The organism is Priestia sp. RMT2NF4, assembly GCF_047872835.1.
GTDB classification, from domain to species: Bacteria; Bacillota; Bacilli; order Bacillales; family Bacillaceae_H; genus Priestia; species Priestia zanthoxyli.
On sequence record NZ_JBLQZO010000005.1, the window covers coordinates 247,744 to 269,208 of the forward strand.

General features: G+C 39.2%; 21 protein-coding genes, 1 tRNA gene and 1 other RNA gene. 19 read left to right on the forward strand and 4 right to left on the reverse strand.

Annotated features, from left to right (window positions below):
* The first annotated feature begins 15 nt into the window (after positions 1 to 15).
* From rapZ to ACMX9J_RS20670, 4 genes are read left to right on the forward strand one after another with little or no spacing between them, the layout of a single operon-like run.
* Positions 16 to 909 (forward strand): RNase adapter RapZ, encoded by an 894-nt coding sequence (gene rapZ, locus ACMX9J_RS20655; protein WP_013059711.1) that lies wholly within the window; start codon positions 16 to 18, stop codon positions 907 to 909.
* The gene (locus ACMX9J_RS20660; RefSeq protein ID WP_028412048.1) at positions 906 to 1,892 is read left to right on the forward strand and encodes a gluconeogenesis factor YvcK family protein; all 987 of its coding nucleotides are present in this window, start codon (positions 906 to 908) and stop codon (positions 1,890 to 1,892) included. The genes rapZ and ACMX9J_RS20660 overlap by 4 nt, the downstream gene beginning before the upstream one ends.
* Positions 1,893 to 1,925: 33 nt before the next feature.
* Positions 1,926 to 2,870, forward strand: a complete 945-nt coding sequence (gene whiA, locus ACMX9J_RS20665) for a DNA-binding protein WhiA (protein ID WP_013085390.1) — start codon at positions 1,926 to 1,928, stop codon at positions 2,868 to 2,870.
* A 28-nt stretch (positions 2,871 to 2,898) separates the two neighbouring features.
* Positions 2,899 to 3,153 (forward strand): HPr family phosphocarrier protein, encoded by a 255-nt coding sequence (locus tag ACMX9J_RS20670; protein ID WP_013059708.1) that lies wholly within the window; start codon positions 2,899 to 2,901, stop codon positions 3,151 to 3,153.
* Positions 3,154 to 3,187: 34 nt separating this feature from the next.
* Here the strand turns inward: ACMX9J_RS20670 and clpP are convergent, their stop codons facing one another.
* Positions 3,188 to 3,775 carry an ATP-dependent Clp endopeptidase proteolytic subunit ClpP gene (gene clpP / locus ACMX9J_RS20675; RefSeq protein ID WP_013059707.1) on the reverse strand — a complete coding sequence of 196 codons (588 nt, stop codon included), beginning with the start codon at positions 3,773 to 3,775 and terminating at the stop codon, positions 3,188 to 3,190.
* Between the two features lie 220 nt (positions 3,776 to 3,995).
* Here clpP and ACMX9J_RS20680 point away from each other — a divergent pair.
* The 15 genes from ACMX9J_RS20680 to ssrA all read left to right on the forward strand — a co-directional run bounded on the left by ACMX9J_RS20680 (position 3,996) and on the right by ssrA (position 19,238).
* Positions 3,996 to 4,067: transfer RNA gene (locus ACMX9J_RS20680), tRNA-Arg, on the forward strand.
* A gap of 201 nt (positions 4,068 to 4,268) precedes the next feature.
* Positions 4,269 to 4,943, forward strand: a complete 675-nt coding sequence (locus ACMX9J_RS20685; protein ID WP_028412049.1) for a hypothetical protein — start codon at positions 4,269 to 4,271, stop codon at positions 4,941 to 4,943.
* Positions 4,944 to 5,229: 286 nt separating this feature from the next.
* Complete coding sequence (gene rpoN / locus ACMX9J_RS20690; protein WP_028412050.1) at positions 5,230 to 6,540, forward strand: RNA polymerase factor sigma-54; 1,311 nt, start codon at positions 5,230 to 5,232, stop codon at positions 6,538 to 6,540.
* Positions 6,541 to 6,552: 12 nt separating this feature from the next.
* The gene (locus ACMX9J_RS20695; RefSeq protein WP_033580423.1) at positions 6,553 to 6,801 is read left to right on the forward strand and encodes a glutaredoxin family protein; all 249 of its coding nucleotides are present in this window, start codon (positions 6,553 to 6,555) and stop codon (positions 6,799 to 6,801) included.
* 133 nt (positions 6,802 to 6,934) lie between these two features.
* Positions 6,935 to 7,963 carry a sugar-binding transcriptional regulator gene (locus ACMX9J_RS20700; RefSeq protein WP_014457838.1) on the forward strand — a complete coding sequence of 343 codons (1,029 nt, stop codon included), beginning with the start codon at positions 6,935 to 6,937 and terminating at the stop codon, positions 7,961 to 7,963.
* 46 nt (positions 7,964 to 8,009) lie between these two features.
* Entirely contained in the window at positions 8,010 to 9,017 is a 1,008-nt protein-coding gene (gene gap / locus ACMX9J_RS20705; protein ID WP_013059702.1) for a type I glyceraldehyde-3-phosphate dehydrogenase, read from the forward strand.
* 309 nt (positions 9,018 to 9,326) lie between these two features.
* On the forward strand, positions 9,327 to 10,511 hold the full coding sequence (locus tag ACMX9J_RS20710) for a phosphoglycerate kinase (RefSeq protein ID WP_028412053.1): 1,185 nt from the start codon (positions 9,327 to 9,329) through the stop codon (positions 10,509 to 10,511).
* A 175-nt stretch (positions 10,512 to 10,686) separates the two neighbouring features.
* Positions 10,687 to 11,442: a triose-phosphate isomerase gene (tpiA, locus tag ACMX9J_RS20715; RefSeq protein WP_013085385.1), complete on the forward strand. Its 756-nt coding sequence runs from the start codon at positions 10,687 to 10,689 to the stop codon at positions 11,440 to 11,442.
* Positions 11,442 to 12,974: a 2,3-bisphosphoglycerate-independent phosphoglycerate mutase gene (gene gpmI, locus ACMX9J_RS20720; RefSeq protein WP_028412054.1), complete on the forward strand. Its 1,533-nt coding sequence runs from the start codon at positions 11,442 to 11,444 to the stop codon at positions 12,972 to 12,974. The genes tpiA and gpmI overlap by 1 nt, the downstream gene beginning before the upstream one ends.
* 24 nt (positions 12,975 to 12,998) lie before the next feature.
* Complete coding sequence (gene eno, locus ACMX9J_RS20725; RefSeq protein WP_028412055.1) at positions 12,999 to 14,294, forward strand: phosphopyruvate hydratase; 1,296 nt, start codon at positions 12,999 to 13,001, stop codon at positions 14,292 to 14,294.
* A gap of 208 nt (positions 14,295 to 14,502) precedes the next feature.
* The gene (gene secG, locus ACMX9J_RS20730; RefSeq protein ID WP_014457843.1) at positions 14,503 to 14,736 is read left to right on the forward strand and encodes a preprotein translocase subunit SecG; all 234 of its coding nucleotides are present in this window, start codon (positions 14,503 to 14,505) and stop codon (positions 14,734 to 14,736) included.
* Between the two features lie 268 nt (positions 14,737 to 15,004).
* The gene (locus ACMX9J_RS20735) at positions 15,005 to 15,745 is read left to right on the forward strand and encodes an alpha/beta hydrolase (RefSeq protein WP_028412056.1); all 741 of its coding nucleotides are present in this window, start codon (positions 15,005 to 15,007) and stop codon (positions 15,743 to 15,745) included.
* 38 nt (positions 15,746 to 15,783) lie between these two features.
* Positions 15,784 to 18,126 (forward strand): ribonuclease R, encoded by a 2,343-nt coding sequence (gene rnr / locus ACMX9J_RS20740; RefSeq protein WP_416226135.1) that lies wholly within the window; start codon positions 15,784 to 15,786, stop codon positions 18,124 to 18,126.
* A gap of 145 nt (positions 18,127 to 18,271) precedes the next feature.
* Positions 18,272 to 18,739 (forward strand): SsrA-binding protein SmpB, encoded by a 468-nt coding sequence (smpB, locus tag ACMX9J_RS20745; RefSeq protein WP_416226136.1) that lies wholly within the window; start codon positions 18,272 to 18,274, stop codon positions 18,737 to 18,739.
* Between the two features lie 137 nt (positions 18,740 to 18,876).
* Positions 18,877 to 19,238, forward strand: a transfer-messenger RNA (tmRNA) gene (ssrA, locus tag ACMX9J_RS20750).
* Positions 19,239 to 19,392: 154 nt separating this feature from the next.
* On the opposite strand, the gene modB is transcribed toward ssrA, so the two are convergent.
* The 3 genes from modB to ACMX9J_RS20765 all read right to left on the reverse strand — a co-directional run bounded on the left by modB (position 19,393) and on the right by ACMX9J_RS20765 (position 21,458).
* Positions 19,393 to 20,049 (reverse strand): molybdate ABC transporter permease subunit, encoded by a 657-nt coding sequence (modB, locus tag ACMX9J_RS20755; RefSeq protein WP_034264255.1) that lies wholly within the window; start codon positions 20,047 to 20,049, stop codon positions 19,393 to 19,395.
* Between the two features lie 7 nt (positions 20,050 to 20,056).
* On the reverse strand, positions 20,057 to 20,854 hold the full coding sequence (modA, locus tag ACMX9J_RS20760) for a molybdate ABC transporter substrate-binding protein (RefSeq protein WP_416226137.1): 798 nt from the start codon (positions 20,852 to 20,854) through the stop codon (positions 20,057 to 20,059).
* A 124-nt stretch (positions 20,855 to 20,978) separates the two neighbouring features.
* Positions 20,979 to 21,458 (reverse strand): DUF1641 domain-containing protein, encoded by a 480-nt coding sequence (locus tag ACMX9J_RS20765; protein ID WP_033580426.1) that lies wholly within the window; start codon positions 21,456 to 21,458, stop codon positions 20,979 to 20,981.
* Positions 21,459 to 21,465 lie beyond the last annotated feature (7 nt).

Genomic DNA, 21,465 nt, shown 5'->3' on the forward strand with positions numbered 1-21,465 from the left:
TGAGGGGGATGAAAAATGAGTACTGGGTCTGTAAGCGATATTCAATTAGTGATTATTACTGGAATGTCAGGTGCAGGAAAAACAGTAGCAATTCAGAGTTTTGAAGATTTAGGGTTCTTTTGTGTAGATAATTTACCCCCTACATTGCTACCGAAATTTTTGGAACTCATGAAAGAGTCAGGGAATAAAATGAATAAAGTTGCTCTTGTTATGGATTTGCGAGGCAGAGAGTTTTTTGAAAGCCTATTTGAAGCATTAGATAACATGAGTGAAACAACGTGGGTCACGCCACAAATTTTATTTTTAGATGCAAAAGATTCTGTACTGGTGACGCGCTACAAAGAAACGAGACGTTCACATCCGCTAGCTCCTTCGGGTTTACCGTTAGAAGGAATTGGTATGGAACGGGAGCTGCTTGAGGAGTTAAAAGGAAGAGCTCAGCTTATTTATGAGACATCAGAGTTAAAGCCAAGAGAGCTTAGAGAAAAGATTTTAACTCAGTTTTCTTCGCACGCTTCACAAGTTTTTACTGTTAATGTGATGTCATTTGGTTTTAAATACGGGGTGCCTATTGACGCTGATTTAGTCTTTGATGTGCGCTTTTTGCCAAACCCTCACTATATTGACCATATGCGTCCTAAAACAGGGCTTGAAGAAGAGGTTTCTTCTTACGTATTAAAATGGACGGAAACTCAAAAGTTCATTGAAAAAGTAGTAGACCTACTTTCGTTTATGCTTCCGCAGTACAAGCGAGAAGGTAAAAGCCAGCTGGTCATCGCTATAGGGTGTACAGGGGGACAGCATCGCTCCGTCACATTAGCTGAATATTTAGGTCACCATTTCCAGAATGAATACAAAACTCATATTTCTCATCGTGACATTGAGAGGAGAAAGGAAAATCATAGATGAGCAGTGAACAGCTTCCAAAAGTTGTCGTCATTGGGGGAGGAACGGGTTTACCAGTGCTGTTAAGAGGGTTGAAGGAATACCCTCTTGATCTTACAGCCATCGTAACCGTAGCAGACGACGGGGGAAGTTCTGGCCGATTGCGCGATGAACTTGAAATCCCTGCTCCTGGTGATATTCGAAATGTGCTAGCTGCTTTATCTGATGTAGAGCCACTAGTTGAAGAGCTTTTTCAACATCGATTTGATACAGGAAATGAGCTTACAGGCCATTCTCTTGGCAATTTGTTGCTTGCAGCTATGACGTCTATTACTGGCGATTTTGTGCATGCTATACGAGAAATGAGCAAAGTACTAAACGTCAGAGGGAAAGTGCTTCCGGCAGCTAATCAAAGTGTTGTGCTGCATGCGGAGATGCAAGATGGATCCATCGTAACAGGTGAATCTAAAATTCCAGAAGTTAATAAAAAAATTAATAAAGTGTTTTTATCGCCTGCCGATGTGAAACCGCTTGTCGAGACAATAAAAGCTATTCGACGCGCCGATTTAATTGTATTGGGGCCGGGAAGTCTTTATACAAGTATTTTGCCGAATTTACTGGTGCAAGATATTTGTAATGAGCTTTGTTCGACAAAAGCAAAGAAAGTGTACGTGTGCAACGTGATGACGCAGCCGGGTGAGACATTGGGTTTTAAGGCAAGTGATCATATTAAAGCGCTTTACAACCATATGCCGTGTGCGTTTTTAGATGCGATTATTGTCAATAATGCACCTATTCCGGCACCTTTAAAAAAGAAATATCAAGTAGAGCAGGCTCAGCCTGTAGAATATGACCGTGAAGTATTGCTAAAATTAGGGTTAGAAGTGATTGAAGATCAAATTATTCAGTATGACGGCAGCGTAATTAGGCATGATACAAAAAAAGTAGCAAAGCTTGTGTATTCTATGCTGACATCGCTGCAAGGTAAAGCGAATACTGGTGTTTAACACTATTTCCGTATGTAGATTGGAGGTGAAGTTATGTCATTTGCATCAGAAACAAAAAAAGAGTTAACGAATTTAGAAGTCAAGGATTGCTGTGCAAAAGCAGAGCTCTCTGCATTAATTCGAATGAATGGTTCACTTTCTTTTTCGAATAAAAAATTCACAGTTGATGTCCAAACTGAAAATGCAGCGATTGCTCGACGCATTTATGTCCTGCTTAAGAAAAATTATGATGTGTCAGTAGAACTGCTTGTACGTAAGAAAATGCGGCTGAAGAAAAACAATGTGTATATTGTTCGATTAGTAGAGAAAACAAGAATGCTTTTGGAAGACTTAAAAATTGTAGAAGAAGGATTCACGTTTACACATCGTATTTCACCAGAGCTAGTACAAAAGAAATGCTGTAAGCGATCCTACTTAAGAGGCGCATTTTTAGCCGGCGGCTCTATTAATAACCCGGAGACATCATCGTACCATCTTGAAATCTTTTCATTGTATGAAGAGCACAACGAAGCTTTATGCAATTTAATGAACGAATTTCAATTGAATAGTAAAACATTAGAACGAAAAAAAGGCTATATTAACTATTTGAAAGAAGCTGAAAAAATTACGGAGTTTCTAAATATCATTGGAGCCCATAACGCTCTTTTACGGTTTGAGGATGTAAGAATTGTCCGAGATATGCGAAATTCCGTTAATCGCTTAGTTAATTGTGAAACAGCTAACTTAAACAAAACAATCGGAGCGGCCATTCGTCAAGTGGAAAACATTCGTTATATTGATGAAACAGCTGGATTAGATATCTTACCAGAAAAGCTGAGAGAAATTGCTCGTTTGCGTGTGGAATATCAAGACGTTACGTTAAAGGAGCTTGGTGAGATGGTATCTGGAGGTCAAATTAGCAAATCAGGCATTAACCATCGATTGCGTAAAATTGACCAAATAGCAGACAAGCTTCGCGCCGGTCAGCCAGTCACATAAGGGGAATTGCAAGGGGGAGGATTTTATCATGGAAAAACAAGTAGAAGTAAAATTAAAAACGGGATTACAAGCTCGTGTTGCGGCACTATTCGTGCAAGAAGCAACTCGTTTTACATCTGATGTGTACTTGAAGAAAGATGAGAAAGTAGTCAACGCTAAAAGTATCATGGGGTTAATGAGCTTAGCGATTAATAACGGTTCTCTTATTACGCTCATTGTTGAAGGGGTAGATGAAAAAGAAGCAATGGATGCGTTAGTCGCTTACGTAGAGAACGATGCATAAAAAAGCCTTTCCCAAAGTGGGAAAGGCTTTTTTCTTATTTAGGGTCGTTTTCTAATACTTTGTCAATTAGACCGTATTCTAAAGCGCGTTCAGCAGTCATGAAATTATCACGATCTGTATCACGTTGTAGCACTTCTAACGGTTGACCTGTACGCTCAGCTAAAATTGAATTTAGTTTTTCACGTAAGAATAGAATACGTTTTGCCGCAATTTCGATTTCAGTAGCTTGTCCTTGAGCACCACCAAGAGGTTGATGAATCATTACTTCGCTGTTTGGAAGAGCAAAACGTTTGCCCTTTTCACCAGCAGCCAGTAAGAAAGCACCCATTGATGCAGCCATACCGATACAAATTGTAGAAACTTTTGGCTTAATGAATTGCATCGTATCATAGATAGCCATTCCAGCTGTAATAGAGCCACCTGGGCTGTTGATATAAAGTGAGATATCTTTTTCTGGGTCTTCAGCAGCTAAGAATAGAAGCTGAGAAACGATCGAGTTAGCTACATTATCATCAATAGCACTACCTAAAATAATAATGCGGTCTTTTAATAAACGTGAATAAATGTCATAAGCACGTTCACCACGGTTTGTTTGTTCAATAACTGTAGGAATTAAGTTCATATTAAATTCCTCCTTAACAAGAATAATTTGTTATGTACCTATAATACACGTATGGTCAATAAAGGTCAAACAAAAGAACCTCTACTACACATATTCGCTTAAAAGACTATGTATTCCTCTTTGACATTATTAAAATTTTTCCCCCTTCTAAAAAAAATAAACGTAGTATTCTATTGAAAAGAGAAGTTTTCTCTCCTATAATGGAAGTTGTGACAAATATGCCCTCGTAGTGTAGTGGATAGCACAAGAGATTCCGGTTCTCTTAGGGTGGGTTCGAATCCTGTCGAGGGCGTCTTAAAACGTTGCGGATTACGCAACGTTTTTTATTTTGAGTAAAAAGGCTCATCTTCTCAAAAAATAATATTTATTTTCCTTCTATAACCCTTTATACGCGTAAGGAAGCAAGAAATTAATTCCATTGTACCGGTTGCGGAATTTGTCAGAATACTATAAAACAGTATATAAGGAAAAGAAACACGGAGGAGGAATAAATATGAAATACATGAACAAACTTTTCATTGTCAGTGCATCGGTAGCCCTATTACTATCTGCATGCGGGACGAACGAAGATTCTGCTCAGCCGAAGTCTAATGATCAAGCAGAAAATGTTCAGCAGGATACAGCTTCTAAATCTGATCAAACATCAGGCGCTGCAAAAGAAGAGTCGAAAAAAGATGCGGATTCTGCTGAGGTCTCAGCCGAACCTTCAGGAAGTCAATCATCGACTAGCGAAACGGCGGAAGGTGGACAGTCAAGGTCTTCTTCAGAAACAAAACTAACAAAAAGCCCAGAACAAGATTATTCTATTCAAGTAATGGACGGCTATAAACTAACGGGTGAAGAACCTGGAAAAGATGCGTTAGTGTTAACTTCAGATGATTCTCAATTTATGCGTATTGAAATGCTTTCATCAGAAGCATCGCTGGATGACGCTGCTCAATCTGTTAAACAAACGGCAACAGCAGTTAATAAAAATGCAGCAGAGAAAAAGAATCTTGAAGAGAATGGAATCTTCAAAGATTCTGTTTGGTATGAAGCCACATCTGGCGATCATACGGTAAACGCCGTGTTGGTTAAAGGAAAGAAACCAATGAAGCTAACCATTTTTACGAAAAATGACGCAGAAAACTTAGACAAGTTTATGCAAATGGCACAAACTATTCAATAAGCAATTCTTCTATATATTATACAAATGCAGAAAATTCGACATGACGAAGAAAACGTCATGTCGAATTAGTACTCGGATCATGTAGTAGGCGCGAATTATAATGAAAAGTTATAAAGGTGTATAGCTCTATTACTTTTTTGATGGTTAGTAACTAAAAATAGGATGAAATGCTTCGTTAACAAAGGTTGACGGAGATTTTTTGATGAAAAAATTACATATAAAAAATAGTTACATGCTCTTTGAAAGCGTTTTTATAGTAAAATAGATGAAGGGGAGGGGAGAAATAATGGAGATTGGATTATTTCAGCAGCAGTCGTTAAAACTGACGATGTCAAAAGAATTATCACAAGCTATTTCTCTTTTACAATATTCATCGATGGATATTGTAGCGTTTTTACATGAGCAGGCGCTTCAAAATCCGCTTATAGATTTTTCAGAGCTGCCCGTCAATACATCTCACAATCAAAAAAATCATGCAACTTCTGATTCAACAGATTATATGAGCAGTATACCAGCTCCTAAAGAAACGCTGTACGAACATTTAATGAATCAATCCGCATTATTAAAATTAGATGAATGTGAGCAGGCAGCCGTTGAGTTTGTTATTCATAGTCTGGATGATGCTGGCTATTTGCACGATGAGTTAATCATACTTGCTAACCAGCTTGGCCAAGATCAAGAGCAGGTTGAAAAGGCTCTTCAACTTGTGCAGCAGATGGACCCGGCAGGAGTAGGGGCGAGAAGTTTACAGGAGTGCTTAATGCTCCAATTAAAAAGAAGTAATCAATGGACAGAAAAAATAGAGCAAATTTTGACACATCACTTTGAGGAATTTGCTTATAAAAAATGGATGAAAATCTCAAAGTTATGTCAAATCTCACTTGAAGCTCTTCAACAATTACATGAACAGATTAAGAAATTAAATCCTCGTCCTGGATCATTTTATATGAAGTCCAATGAACGATTCATTGTACCGGATTTTATTGTGAAAATTGAAGATGGAAATGTCGTTGCTTATGCAAATGAGGATTTGGAACCTCGTCTTTCAGTGAACGAACAATACAAACTTCAGCTGAAAAATAAGCAGAACCAAGAAATGTTTTCTTATTTGCAAGAGAAATATCGTGAATTTCAATGGATTATGAAAAGTTTACACACACGCAAAGACACATTAAACGCATTAATGAATACTTTACTCGTTGAACAAGAAGCATTTTTTAAAAAGGGCCCTTCGTATTTGAAGCCGTTAACGATGAAGGAAGTAGCGGAACAAACCTCTGTGCATGAATCAACGATTAGCCGTGCTACTCGGCACAAATATATTCAAACGCCTTTTGGCACCTTTTCAATGAAATCTTTTTTCTCAACTAGTATTCAACTGGGCAACAACGAAGCGACTTCTACAACTCACGTAAAAGAACTGCTTAAAAAGCTAGTATCAGAAGAAAACAAACAGCGTCCGCTTTCAGATCAGCAGTTGGCTAACGTCTTGCAAAGCAATTATAACGTTACTATTTCAAGAAGAACGGTGGCCAAATATCGAGACCAATTAAACGTTCTACCATCCAGTCAACGAAAACTTTTTGTCACGCAGTAAAGGAGTGGGAATGTGGAAGTCGTACTATATACCAAAAATGGCTGTCATTTATGCGATGATGCAAAGAAGCTGCTTGCAGAGATGCAGTCTGAGTTTCCCTTTCAGCTTATGGAACGAGATATTTACAAGAACGATGAGTGGCTGGAAAAGTATCACCTTGCGATTCCTGTAGTAGAAATGGATGGAGAAGAAGTGGAATATGGAAAAATAACAGGTATTCCATTAAGAAAACGCTTACTTTTAAAAATAGGCAACACATGAGTTGAATAAAGGATTCACTCCTGTTAGAATAGATTTTGTAGCAGGGTGAATTTTTTTTGCGCAAGGTGGGACATAATATGTCTATATGGGACAAAATATGTCCAGCAAGTTTATGCCTTAAGGGGATTTTAACATGCGTTCTTTAATAGAAGTACAACGAAAATTATTACCTGAACTTCTCTCAGTTATGCAAAAGCGCTATCAAATCTTGCAATACATACGTTTAATGCAGCCGATTGGCCGCAGAAACTTAGCTGTAAGCCTTGGGCTAACAGAGCGTGTGTTACGAAGCGAAGTAACATTCTTAAAAGAACAAGATTTGATTGACATTTACCCTAGTGGGATGACGCTTACAAACGAGGGAGAACTACTTCTAGCTGAGTTAGAAGAAGTAATGAAGGAAGTTTCAGGACTTCGATTATTGGAAACAACATTAAAAGAGGCGTTTTCTTTATCAGAAGTTGTTGTTGTATCTGGAGATAGTGATCAGTCTCCTTGGGTCAAAAATGAAATGGGTCGAGCATCTGTTTCGTGTATCAAGGAGCGCCTTGTTGGTGAAAAAAATACCGTTGCTGTTACAGGTGGTACAACGCTTGCCGCCGTTGCCGAAATGATGACACCTGATTCAAAACACCCTGATGTACTTTTTGTACCTGCTCGCGGAGGGCTAGGTGAAAATGTACAAAACCAAGCAAACACGATTTGTGCTAAGATGGCTGAAAAGTCCATGAGTCACTATCGCTTGCTTCATGTTCCAGATCAGCTTAGTGATGAAGCATACCGATCCATTATCGGTGAGCCATCTATTAAAGACATGCTTCATTTAATCAAGTCCGCTGGTATGGTTGTTCACGGAATAGGAGACGCTATGACAATGGCAGAACGCCGTAAAACACCACAAGCTGACTTAGAAAAAGTGAAAAATGGACATGCTGTAGGTGAGGCATTTGGATACTATTTTAATCATCAAGGCGAAGTTGTTCATAAAGTTAAAACAGTTGGCATACAACTCGATGATTTAAAGAACAATAAATGTGTTATTGCTGTTGCAGGAGGTTCATCAAAAGCAAAGGCAATTAAAGCGTTTATGCAACAAGCGCATGATTCGATTCTCATTACAGATGAAGGCGCCGCAAAAGAGTTAGTAAGGGATTTTAATTAATCCCTCATATAAAAAAATACTTTTTACATTCAAGGAGGAAATACCCATGGCAGTAAAAATTGGTATTAACGGATTTGGTCGTATCGGCCGTAATGTATTCCGCGCAGCTTTAAAAAATGATAACGTTGAAGTAGTAGCAATCAACGACTTAACAGATGCTAACATGCTTGCTCACCTTTTAAAATATGATTCTGTACACGGAAAATTAGATGCAGAAGTAGTAGTAGATGGTAGCAACTTAGTAGTAAACGGTAAAACAATCGAAATCTCTGCTGAACGCGACCCAGCTCAATTATCTTGGGGCAAACAAGGCGTAGAAATCGTTGTTGAATCTACTGGATTCTTCACAAAACGCGCTGACGCTGCAAAACACTTAGAAGCAGGAGCTAAAAAAGTAATTATCTCTGCTCCAGCATCTGATGAAGACATCACAATCGTAATGGGTGTTAACGAAGACAAATACGATGCAGCTAACCACAACGTAATTTCAAATGCTTCTTGTACAACTAACTGCTTAGCGCCATTTGCTAAAGTGTTAAACGACAAGTTCGGTCTTAAACGCGGAATGATGACAACAGTTCACTCTTACACAAACGACCAACAAATCTTAGACTTACCACACAAAGATTACCGTCGTGCTCGTGCAGCTGCTGAAAACATCATCCCAACTTCAACTGGTGCTGCTAAAGCTGTATCTCTAGTATTACCTGAATTAAAAGGTAAATTAAACGGTGGAGCTATGCGTGTTCCAACTCCAAACGTTTCTTTAGTAGACTTAGTTGCTGAACTTGATAAAGAAGTAACTGTTGAAGATGTAAACAACGCTCTTAAAGAAGCTGCTGAAGGTGATCTTAAAGGCATCCTTGGTTACAGCGAAGAGCCACTAGTATCTGGTGACTACAATGGTAACATCAACTCTTCTACAATCGATGCATTATCTACAATGGTAATGGAAGGTAACATGGTTAAAGTTATCTCTTGGTACGATAACGAGAGCGGATATTCTAACCGTGTAGTAGACCTTGCTCAATACATCGCTGCTAAAGGACTATAAGAATAACTTAAAATTCGCTTCTATTTGATTCAATAAGACAGAAATCGACTAGACTTTCCTTTTTTATTGGATATCTGAAAATAGAACGACTATAATAAGACTTGCTAAGGAAGAGAGGGGCATACCCCCTCTTCCTTGATTTATGTATTGGCTTCTACATGAAAAAGCGTCATAAACAGCTAACTCGAGTTTCACTTTATATAGAAAGGCGCCAATATATAAAATGAAATGTACGTTGGTTTGTGGATTGATGATTACATAGAAGCCTACTTGCTTAGTACCATAAATACTTAAGGAGGCCTTTTAACGATGAACAAAAAAACGTTGAAAGACATCGATGTAAAAGGAAAGCGAGTATTTTGTCGCGTAGACTTTAACGTACCAATGAAAGACGGAAAAGTAACAGACGAAACTCGTATTCGTGCAGCTGTTCCTACTATTCAATATTTAGTAGAACAAGGTGCAAAAGTAATTTTAGCTAGCCATCTTGGACGTCCAAAAGGCGAAGTTGTTGAAGAATTACGTCTAAATGCTGTTGCAGAACGTTTACAAGCTCTTCTTGGTAAAGACGTTGCAAAAGCTGACGAAGCTTTTGGTGAAGAAGTAAAGAAAACAATCGACGGCATGAGCGAAGGCGATGTTTTAGTACTTGAAAACGTACGTTTTTACCCAGGCGAAGAGAAAAACGATCCTGAATTAGCAAAAGCGTTTGCTGAATTAGCAGATGTATACGTAAACGATGCATTCGGTGCAGCTCACCGTGCGCATGCTTCAACAGAAGGAATTGCTCAACACATTCCAGCAGTAGCAGGTTTCTTAATGGAAAAAGAGCTTGATGTGCTTTCAAAAGCATTATCGAACCCAGAACGTCCATTTACTGCAATCGTTGGTGGAGCAAAAGTTAAAGACAAAATCGGTGTAATTGACCACTTACTTGATAAAGTAGATAACTTAATCATCGGTGGAGGACTTTCTTACACATTTATTAAGGCACTAGGCCATGAAGTAGGTAAATCACTTCTTGAAGAAGACAAGATTGAACTTGCAAAATCTTTCATGGAAAAAGCTAAGAAAAACGGAGTAAACTTCTACATGCCAGTGGACGTGGTAGTAGCAGATGACTTCTCAAATGATGCTAATATTCAAGTTGTATCAATTGAAAACATTCCAAGCGATTGGGAAGGCTTAGACGCAGGACCGAAAACGCGTGAAATCTATGCTGACGTAATCAAAAACTCTAAGTTAGTTATTTGGAATGGACCAATGGGTGTATTTGAATTAGACGCATTTGCTAATGGAACAAAAGCAGTAGCTGAAGCTTTAGCAGAAGCAACTGACACATATTCAGTAATCGGCGGAGGAGACTCTGCAGCAGCTGTTGAAAAATTCAACCTAGCTGATAAAATGAGCCATATTTCTACAGGTGGCGGTGCGTCACTAGAGTTTATGGAAGGTAAAGAACTTCCAGGCGTAGTTGCACTAAACGATAAGTAAGTTTATGTTTCAGTAAGACGGAGGACCGACCTGACGACTGATAATATAAATAATTATCAAGCAGCGAAGAAGGATGACCAAGAGATAAAAGGGACCGAATCACTTTTAACAGCACCCTCTTGGACATCTAACGCGTGAAGTGAAAACCCACAATAAACAAAGGACGGTGTTACACATGCGTAAACCAATTATTGCAGGAAACTGGAAAATGAACAAAGTACTTTCTGAAGCAACTAGCTTTGTTGAAGAAGTAAAAGGAGCAGTACCATCTCCTGAAAGCGTAGATTCAGTAGTATGTGCACCTGCACTATTTTTAGATCGTTTAGTAGAAGCGACTAAAGGCACAGACTTAAAAATTGGTGCACAAAACATGCACTTCGAAGAAAACGGTGCGTTCACTGGAGAAGTGAGCCCTGTTGCATTAGCAGACCTAGGTGTGAACTACGTAATTTTAGGACACTCTGAACGTCGTGAAATGTTTGCTGAAACGGACGAAACAGTAAACCAAAAAACAATTGCTGCATTCAAACACGGTTTAACACCAATCGTTTGCTGCGGTGAAACAAACGAAGAGTATGAACAAGACCAAACAAAAACAGTTGTAGCTAATCAAGTACAAAAAGCATTAGCTGGTCTAACTGATGAGCAAGTAAAACAAACGGTTATCGCATATGAGCCAATCTGGGCAATCGGTACAGGTAAATCTTCAACTGCTGAAGGTGCAAACGAAGTTTGTGCATACATCCGTAGCGTTGTTGCAGAACAATTCTCTCAAGATGTTGCAGATGCTGTACGTATTCAATACGGCGGTAGCGTAAAACCTGCTAATATTAAAGAATATATGTCTCAATCAGACATTGACGGAGCTTTAGTAGGTGGAGCAAGCTTAGAAGCAGATTCTTTCTTACAGCTTTTGGAGGCTGGTAAGTAATGAGTAAAAAGCCAGTAGCATTAATCATCTTAGATGGTTTTGCATTACGCGATGAAGATAAAGGTAATGCGGTAACACATGCAAAAAAACCAAACTTCGACCGTTTCTGGAACGAGTATCCTCATGCTACACTTCAGGCGTCTGGAGAAGCTGTAGGCTTACCGGAAGGCCAAATGGGTAACTCTGAAGTAGGTCACTTAAACATCGGTGCAGGCCGAATTGTGTACCAAAGCTTAACTCGTGTAAACGTAGCAATTCGTGAAGGCGAGTTTGAACAAAACGAAACGCTTGTAGCAGCTGTAAAGCACGCAAAAGAAAAGGGTACAAACCTTCATCTTTTCGGACTTTTATCTGATGGCGGTGTACACAGTCATATCGAACATCTTTATGCATTATTGCGTCTAGCTAAGAGTGAAGGCTTAGAAAAAGTCTACATTCATGGCTTCTTAGATGGTCGTGACGTAGCACCTCAATCTGCTGAAACGTATTTAAAAGAACTTAATGAAAAAATTGAAGAGTACGGCGTTGGTGAAATTGCAACACTTTCAGGACGTTACTACTCAATGGACCGCGACAAACGCTGGGAGCGCGTAGAGAAATCATACCGCGCAATGGTGTACGGTGAAGGTCCATCATATACAAGCGCTGAAGAGTGCGTAAAAGATTCATATGAAAATGGAATCTATGACGAATTCGTTTTACCTTCTGTTATTACAAAGGAAGACGGATCGCCAGTTGCGACAATTCAAGACGAAGATGCAGTCATTTTCTACAACTTCCGTCCCGATCGCGCAATTCAAATTTCAAATACGTTCGCAAACGAAGATTTCCGCTCATTTGATCGCGGTGAGAAACATCCGAAAAACTTACATTTTGTATGTCTAACTCACTTCAGCGAAACAGTTGACGGATATGTAGCCTTTAAGCCAATTAACTTAGATAATACGCTTGGTGAAGTATTATCTCAAAATAACTTAAAGCAGCTTCGTATTGCTGAAACGGAAAAATATCCTCACGTAACGTTCTTTATGAGCGGTGGACGTGAAGCAGAGTTTCCTGGTGAAACACGTATCTTAATCGATTCACCAAAAGTAGCAACATATGACTTGAAACCTGAGATGAGTGCTTATGAAGTGACGGACGCGTTGCTTGCAGAAATCGAGGGCGACAAGCAGGACGCTATTTTATTAAACTTTGCAAACCCTGATATGGTAGGTCATTCAGGTATGTTAGAACCAACGGTAAAAGCGATTGAAACAGTAGATGAGTGCTTAGGCAAAATTGTAGATGCAATTTTAGCTAAAGGCGGTACAGCAATTATCACAGCAGACCATGGTAATGCTGATGAAGTGATTACACTTGAAGGTAATCCAATGACGGCTCATACAACGAATCCTGTTCCGGTAATTGTAACAAAACAAGGCTTAGAGCTTCGTGAAGACGGTATTCTAGGGGATCTAGCTCCTACAATGCTTACTCTTCTAGATGTAGCACAGCCAAAAGAAATGACAGGTAAAACATTAATTAAATAATTAATTATAAAGGAGAGTTTTAAAATGCCAACAATTCTTGACATTTATGCACGCGAAGTATTAGATTCTCGCGGTAACCCAACAGTTGAAGTAGAAGTATATACTGAATCAGGCGCTTTCGGACGCGCAATCGTACCAAGTGGTGCTTCTACTGGTGAACACGAAGCAGTAGAATTACGCGATGGTGACAAATCTCGCTACCTAGGTAAAGGTGTATTAAAAGCAGTAGAAAACGTAAACGAAATTATCGCTCCTGAATTAGTAGGTATGGACGCAACTGATCAAATCGGTATCGACCGCCTTATGATTGAGCTAGATGGTACGGAAAACAAAGGTAAATTAGGTGCTAACGCTATCCTTGGTGTATCTATGGCAGTAGCTCACGCAGCAGCTGATTTCGTAGGTCTTCCATTATATCGTTACCTTGGTGGATTCAACGCGAAGCAATTACCAACTCCAATGATGAACATCATCAACGGTGGTTCTCATGCTGATAACAACGTTGACTTCCAAGAGTTCATGATTTTACCTGTAGGAGCTCCTACATTCAAAGAAGCAATCCGTATGGGTGCTGAAGTATTCCACGCGTTAAAATCTGTTTTATCTGCAAAAGGCTTAAACACAGCTGTAGGTGACGAAGGTGGATTCGCTCCAAACCTTGGTTCTAACCGTGAAGCATTAGAAGTAATTGTTGAAGCAATCGAAAAAGCTGGCTACAAAGCTGGTCAAGACATCCAATTAGGTATGGACGTTGCTTCTTCTGAATTCTTCAACAAAGAAACTGGTAAATATGACTTAGCAGGCGAAGGTCGTACAGGCGTAACTTCTGCTGAAATGGTAGATTTCTACGAGCAGTTAGTTAACGAATTCCCAATCGTTTCAATCGAAGACGGTTTAGACGAAAATGACTGGGATGGTCACAAGCTATTAACTGAGCGCATTGGCGGCAAAGTACAGCTTGTTGGTGACGATTTATTCGTAACAAACACGAAAAAACTTTCTCAAGGTATCGAACAAGGCGTAGGTAACTCTATCCTTATCAAAGTTAACCAAATTGGTACATTAACTGAAACGTTCGAAGCTATTGAAATGGCTAAACGTGCTGGTTACACAGCAGTAGTTTCTCACCGTTCTGGTGAAACTGAAGATGCAACAATCGCTGATATCGCTGTTGCAACAAATGCTGGTCAAATCAAAACTGGTTCTATGAGCCGTACAGACCGTATTGCGAAATACAACCAATTACTACGCATCGAAGACGAGCTAGGTGTTCTAGCTGTATACGATGGCGCTAAATCTTTCTACAACTTAAAAAAATAAGTTGAAATCATAAAAAACGGATGACGATTGTCATCCGTTTTTTTATGTTAAAATCCGGTGTATTTCGCTGTCATTACTTGTATGAGAGGGTTTTTTATGATAAATTAACCTTAGCGTAGTGCGCGTACTTTATCCCCGGTAATGCCAATCAGAAGGGATGAAGAAACCCCGCTGATTGACTATTACTTGGTGTAGGAGGTGTGTCTTAGTGCATACATTGCTGATTACTTTGCTAGTGATTGTTTCAATTGCATTGATTGTTGTGGTCGTTTTACAATCAAGCAAAACTACTGGATTATCTGGAGCTATTTCCGGTGGAGCTGAAACGTTATTTGGAAAACAAAAAGCACGTGGAATTGACTTAGTTTTACACCGTTTGACAGTAGTGTTATCTATCTTATTCTTTGCGTTAACACTTGCTGTATCTTATTTCAAACTTTAATATGTTACTGGATAGACTGCCACCTAATGCATACGTACTTGGTGTATACCAACTTATGTATTAGGTGGCTTTTTTAATGGGCGTGTTGAATACTTTAATTTCATTTTTAAGTAATGATATAATATAGCTTTAGAAAAAAGTACTAAATATAGTATAAAAGCGTAAAAGTTGACGGACACATCTCTTGTTATGTGATGACCGTCACATAAATACATGTTTTTTTCTATTATGACTGCAGATATTATAACTAAAAGGAGTTAAATGATATATGAAAATTGCACAACCAAAGCCATTTACATTTGAAGGCGGCGAAAAGGCTGTTTTATTACTTCACGGTTTTACCGGAAATTCTGCTGATGTTCGTATGTTAGGTCGTTTTTTAGAGAAAAAAGGATACACATGCCACGCACCTCACTATAAAGGACACGGTGTAGCGCCTGAAGAGCTTGTTCATACTGGTCCAAAAGATTGGTGGAAAGATGTCATGGAAGGCTATGAGTTTTTAAAAAGTAAAGGCCATGAAAGTATTGCCGCTGTAGGTCTTTCACTAGGTGGCGTATTTTCACTGAAATTAGGTTACACTGTACCTATAAAGGGTATTGTGCCTATGTGCGCGCCTATGTATATAAAGAGTGAAGAAGTCATGTATGAAGGTGTTTTAGCGTATGCACGCGAATATAAAAAGCGTGAAGGTAAATCGTCTGAACAGATTGAACAAGAAATGGAAGAGTTCAAACAAACACCAATGAACACGTTAAAGTCTTTACAGGAATTAATCGCTGAAGTGCGAAATTCAGTTGATATGATTTATGCACCGACATTTGTTGTACAAGGTCGTCATGATCATATGATTAATACAGACAGCGCCAATATTATTTATAATAGCGTCGAGTCTCCTACAAAAGATATAAAGTGGTACGAAGAATCTGGTCATACCATTACCTTTGATAAAGAGCGAGATCAGCTTCACGAGGATGTATATGCATTTTTGGAATCACTTGATTGGTAATAGAGATAATACGAATAAGGAAAAAGGAGGGACATGATGTGAAAGAAGAAAATCAGCCCTATATGAATGAAATATTGGATTTTATGAAAAGGGATAATTACAAACCTTTGACTGTCCAAGAGCTTGCAAAAGAATTTAATACGGAGGATGCAGAGTCATTCAAAGAGTTTGTTAAGGCACTTGTTATTATGGAAGAGAAGGGTTTAATTATCCGAGCAAGAAATGACCGCTACGGGCTGCCGGAACAAATGAATTTTGTCAAAGGGAAAGTAAGCGGACATGCAAAAGGGTTTGCGTTCGTAGTTCCTGAAGAAAAAGATGCGGGTGATGTATTTATTCCCCCTACTGAAACAAACAATGCTATGCACGGAGATATTGTGCTTGCAAGAGTGTTATCAGAATCATCAGGTGCTCGTCGTGAAGGAACCATTGTAAAAATCTTAGAACGAGGTACCCAGCAAATTGTAGGTACGTATACGCAAAGCAAGAATTTCGGCTTTGTGATTGCGGATGACAAAAAAATTGCAGGTGATATCTTTATTCCCAAAGCAGCAAGAAACGGTGCAGTTGAAGGCCATAAAGTAGTAGTAGAGCTCACAACCTATCCGGAAGGCCGCATGAATGCAGAAGGAAAAGTTGTTCAAATTCTTGGACATAAAAACGATCCGGGGATCGATATCATTTCTGTCATCCATAAGCACGGTCTTCCTCAAGAATTTCCTGCTGACGCTTTAACGCAAGCAATTGATACACCTGAGACGATTGATGAAAAAGATATCGGTAACCGTCGCGATCTTCGGGATCAAGTTATTGTAACCATTGACGGAGCAGATGCAAAAGATTTGGATGACGCTGTAACGGTTACAGAGCTTGAAAACGGAAACTACAAATTAGGTGTTCATATTGCAGATGTAAGTCACTACGTTAAAGAAGGTTCTCCGATTGATGTAGAAGCAGCAGAGCGCGGAACAAGCGTCTATTTAGTAGACCGAGTTATTCCGATGATTCCTCACCGTTTATCTAACGGAATCTGCTCATTAAATCCAAAAGTTAACCGTTTTACACTTTCTTGTGAGATGGAAATTAATCCACAAGGTGAAGTAGTAAAACATGAGATTTTTGAAAGTGTCATCAAAACGACAGAACGAATGACGTATTCAGATGTGAACAAAATCTTAGTGGATAAAGATGAAGAAGTGTTAGAACGCTACGAGCCAATCGTTCCGATGTTTGAGCGTATGGAAAAGCTGGCAGCTATTCTTCGTAAAAAGAGAATGGATCGCGGTGCCATTGATTTTGATTTCAAAGAAGCAAAAGTATTGGTAGATGATGATGGACATCCTCACGATGTTATTTTGCGTGAACGTTCAGTTGCTGAAAAGCTAATCGAAGAATTTATGCTGGCGGCGAATGAAACAGTAGCAGAACATTTTCACTGGATGAACGTACCGTTTATTTATCGTATTCATGAAGATCCAGATGCAGAGAAGCTTACTCGTTTCTTAGAGTTTATTACAAACTTTGGTTATACAGTGAAAGGGACAGGCAACGATATTCATCCGCGTGCGCTGCAAGATATTTTAGAAGAAGTAAAGGGTACGCCTGAAGAGATGGTTATTTCAACTGTTATGCTTCGTTCGATGAAACAAGCGAAATATGAAGCAGAAAGTTTAGGCCACTTTGGTTTATCAGCTGAATTCTATACGCATTTTACGTCTCCAATCCGTCGTTATCCGGATTTAATCGTTCATCGTCTCATTCGTACGTATTTAATTGAAGGAAAAACAGATCAGCAAACGCAAGAAAAATGGCGCGAGCTTCTGCCTGATGTTGCTGAGCATTCTTCTAATATGGAACGTCGTTCAGTTGACGCTGAGCGAGAAACGGACGATATGAAAAAAGCTGAGTTTATGGCTGATAAAATTGGGGAAGTATTCAATGGTATTATTAGCTCTGTTACAAACTTTGGGATGTTCGTGGAGCTGGAAAATACGATTGAAGGGTTAGTTCATGTTAGTGACTTAACGGATGACTATTATCGTTACGACGAACGTCATTATGCGATGATTGGAGAAAGAACGGGCAACGTCTTCCGAATTGGAGACGAAATTGAAGTGAAAGTTGCCGATGTGAATAAAGACGAGCGTTCAGTGGACTTTGTTATTGTGGGAATGAAAGAAGGCCGCAAACGCTTATCTAAAGATCGTCCTAAAGTGATTAAGGCAAAACAAAAGTCACGCAAAGATGATAAAGGAAAAGGTCGAGAGGGCAGCCGAAGCAAAAATGAAGAGTGGTCTACTCAAAAACCAAAGAAGAAAAAGAAAAAAAGATTCTTCGAAGGCGCTCCAAACGTTAAGCGCAAAAAGAAAAAGCGCAAATAATCGACAGCAGTGAAGCAGAAGGATAGACCTTCTGCTTCAAAACAGCTCTATTAAACGTTTTAGTTGTTGTTTAGATTTCCATACAGTAAAATGATACATAATATCATACATATACGTAAGTACGGCTGAAGGGAAGGAACGTTTTATGCCAAAAGGTGAAGGGAAATTAATTGCACAAAACAAAAAAGCCCGCCACGACTTTTTTATTGAAGAAACATATGAGACGGGTATTGTTCTACAAGGAACGGAAATTAAATCAATTCGTAATGGTCGTGTGAATTTAAAGGACTCTTTTGCTCGTGTGCAAAACGGAGAAGTATTTTTACACAATATGCACGTTAGTCCTTACGAACAAGGAAATCGATACAATCATGAGCCACTTCGTACACGAAAGCTATTGCTGCATAAACGCGAAATCAGCAAGCTAATTGGCTATTCAAAAGAAACAGGTTATTCACTAGTTCCGTTAAAAGTGTATTTGAAAAATGGATACGCAAAGGTTTTACTAGGGCTTGGTAAGGGTAAAAAGAAATATGATAAGCGTGAAGACTTAAAGCGTAAAGAAGCCAAGCGTGATATCGAACGAGCATTTCGTGATAGTCAAAAGATGTAAAATTACAAAATCTTACAATTGCAAAATGCTCATTTTGTGATATAATAAATATTGTTATCAGTTAGATTTCATTTTGCACACTGAAGTCGCTATCTGATGTAAGAATTTTTCTTACACATTCCGACTCCCTTTTATATGGGGACGTTACGGATTCGACAGGGATAGTTCGAGCTTAGGTTGCGAGTCGAGGAGATGGCCTCGTTAAAACATCAACGCCAATAATAACTGGCAAATCTAACAATAACTTCGCTTTAGCTGCATAATAGTAGCTTAGCGGTTCCTCCCTCCATCGCCCATGTGGTAGGGTAAGGGACTCACTTTAAGTGGGCTACGCCGGAGTTCGCCGTCTGAGGACGAAGGAAGAGAATAATCAGACTAGCGACTGGGACGCCTGTTGGTAGGCAGAACAGCTCGCGAATGATCAATATGCCAACTACACTCGTAGACGCTTAAGTGGCGATATTTCTGGACGTGGGTTCGACTCCCACCGTCTCCACCAAATACATATTTTTGGTGGCTTACCTTACTTATAACAGGAGCTAATCAAATGTATGATCTACATTTGATTAGCTCCTTTTTAATTTATGATGTATGTAAAATTGAAAAAGCGGTACAAAAATAAAAGGATGCCTCTTTGTGTAAGAGGCATCCTTTTACTTTTGTTTAAGCTGAACAAAAAGCAGCATAAGAAAGGAAAGAAAGACGATCGAGATAACCCATAGCCAAGCGAGATTCATGTTTCCAGAGTCAATCGCGACGTAGATAGCGGTAGGAACAGTTTGAGTTTCACCTGGAATATTGCCAGCAAACATCAAAGTGGCTCCAAATTCTCCGAGTGCTCTTGCCAGACTTAACACACCTCCTGTTACGATAGCTTTAGAAGCTAAAGGAATGGAAATAAAGAAAAAGACTTTCCATTCGCTTGCACCATCTACTCGAGCTGCGTCTTCAATTTCATGATCAACGCCTTGGAAGCCCGTTTTGGCAGATTGATACATAAGGGGAAACGCAACGACAACGGATGCAATAACAGCTGCCCACCACGTGAAAATAACGGGTTGTTGAAAGACCCATTCAATTGCTCGGCCGAGTAGGCTGTGTTTTCCGAATATGACAATCAATAAAAATCCAACAACGGACGGAGGCAGGACCAATGGTAGCATCAACACCGTTTCAACCATCACTTTTCCCTTAAAGTGTTTCCTTGATAACAGTTTTCCTATAACAGTGCCTAGAATAATCACGACAAATCCCGCTACTAATGCAATTTTAAGCGATAGCTGAAGAGGAGATAAAAACTCTTGAATCATAGCAATCTCAATTCGCAGTGAAACCGTATTTTTTAAACGTGTTAAGAGCCGTCTTACTTTGTAAAAATTGATAAAAATCCTTTGCTTCTTGTGGATGTTTCGAATCCTTAATAACGCCTACAGGATATACAATTGGTTTGTGAGTGCTATGATCTGCAGTGGCGACAATCTTCACTTTTTTTGAAATCAACGCATCGGTTTTATAAACAACTCCAGCTTCAACGTTTCCTGTCTCCACATAGGAAAGCACCTGACGTACGTCTTTTGCATAGACGGTTTTAGGCTCAATGTTTGTCCACAGATTCATGTGTTCAAAAGTCTCTTTTGCATACTGTCCGGCAGGAACGGATTCCGGTATGCCAAGTGAAATTTTTTGAACAGCAGGCTTTGATAGATCTTCAAAATTTTTGATGGCAGCCGAATTATTCTTTGGGACGATAAGCACAAGATCGTTGCCAACCAAGTCAGTTCCATTTTCTTTAGAAATAACTCCTGACTTTACCAGTGCATCAAACTTATCTTCCGCTGCTGAAAAAAACAAATTAGCCGGTGCGCCGTTTTCGATTTGCTGTTGCAGCGAGCCTGAAGCCCCAAAATTAAATTTTAAGTCGACATTCGGATGCTTTGTTTCATATTGCTTTTGAATATCGGTAAGCGCATCTTTTAAGCTGGCTGCAGCGGATATCGTTAAGCTGACGTTTTGGTGCTGAGCCGCTGATTGACTCGTATTTGTTCCGTTCGAACAAGCAGCAGTAAACATAATTAAAAATAATAGTGCGAATAAGGGTTTAAAGTATTGTTGCATCGTGTCACCTCAATTAGTTTTAGTAGAGCAATTTAGTATAACTATATCACGTTCACTTAGAAAAGGACTTCCTAAAAAGAAAACAGCGACTTGAAAGGGAAAAACTTTCAAGTCGCTGCCTTATTTACTCTTCCAACGCTTTGCCCATTCCTTTTAAAAAGTGAAGTCCAAATCCAATTGCACGATTAACATCTGGATCATTTAGCGCTTTTATAAGAGCTAACGCACTTACTTTTTTTCCTGTTTTTACATATTCATTTGCTTCGTTCATACCAGCTGTTGCACTGTTAACAAGTTTAGCAGTTACCTCTGGGTCTGCCTTCATCAAACCGCTGCTTGCACCCATAAGGGTATTAATTAAATTGGTTACGGGTTCTCTAGAAATTTGATGAAGCGCAATTTTTGAGATTTTTTCTTTTGCTTGAATCATTGAATCAGCAGCTTCAAGAACACCCATGTCGTTAAGTTCTCCGACAATACCGAGAATACGATTCAGCGCTTCTTCATTATCTGCCAGCAGAGAAGTCAAGTCTTCTAATTTTTGCTGTTTTTTTTCTTCCTCGCTTAGAAGAGGCTTTTTAATTTCTGTAATAGGTTGTGCCATCTTTTCT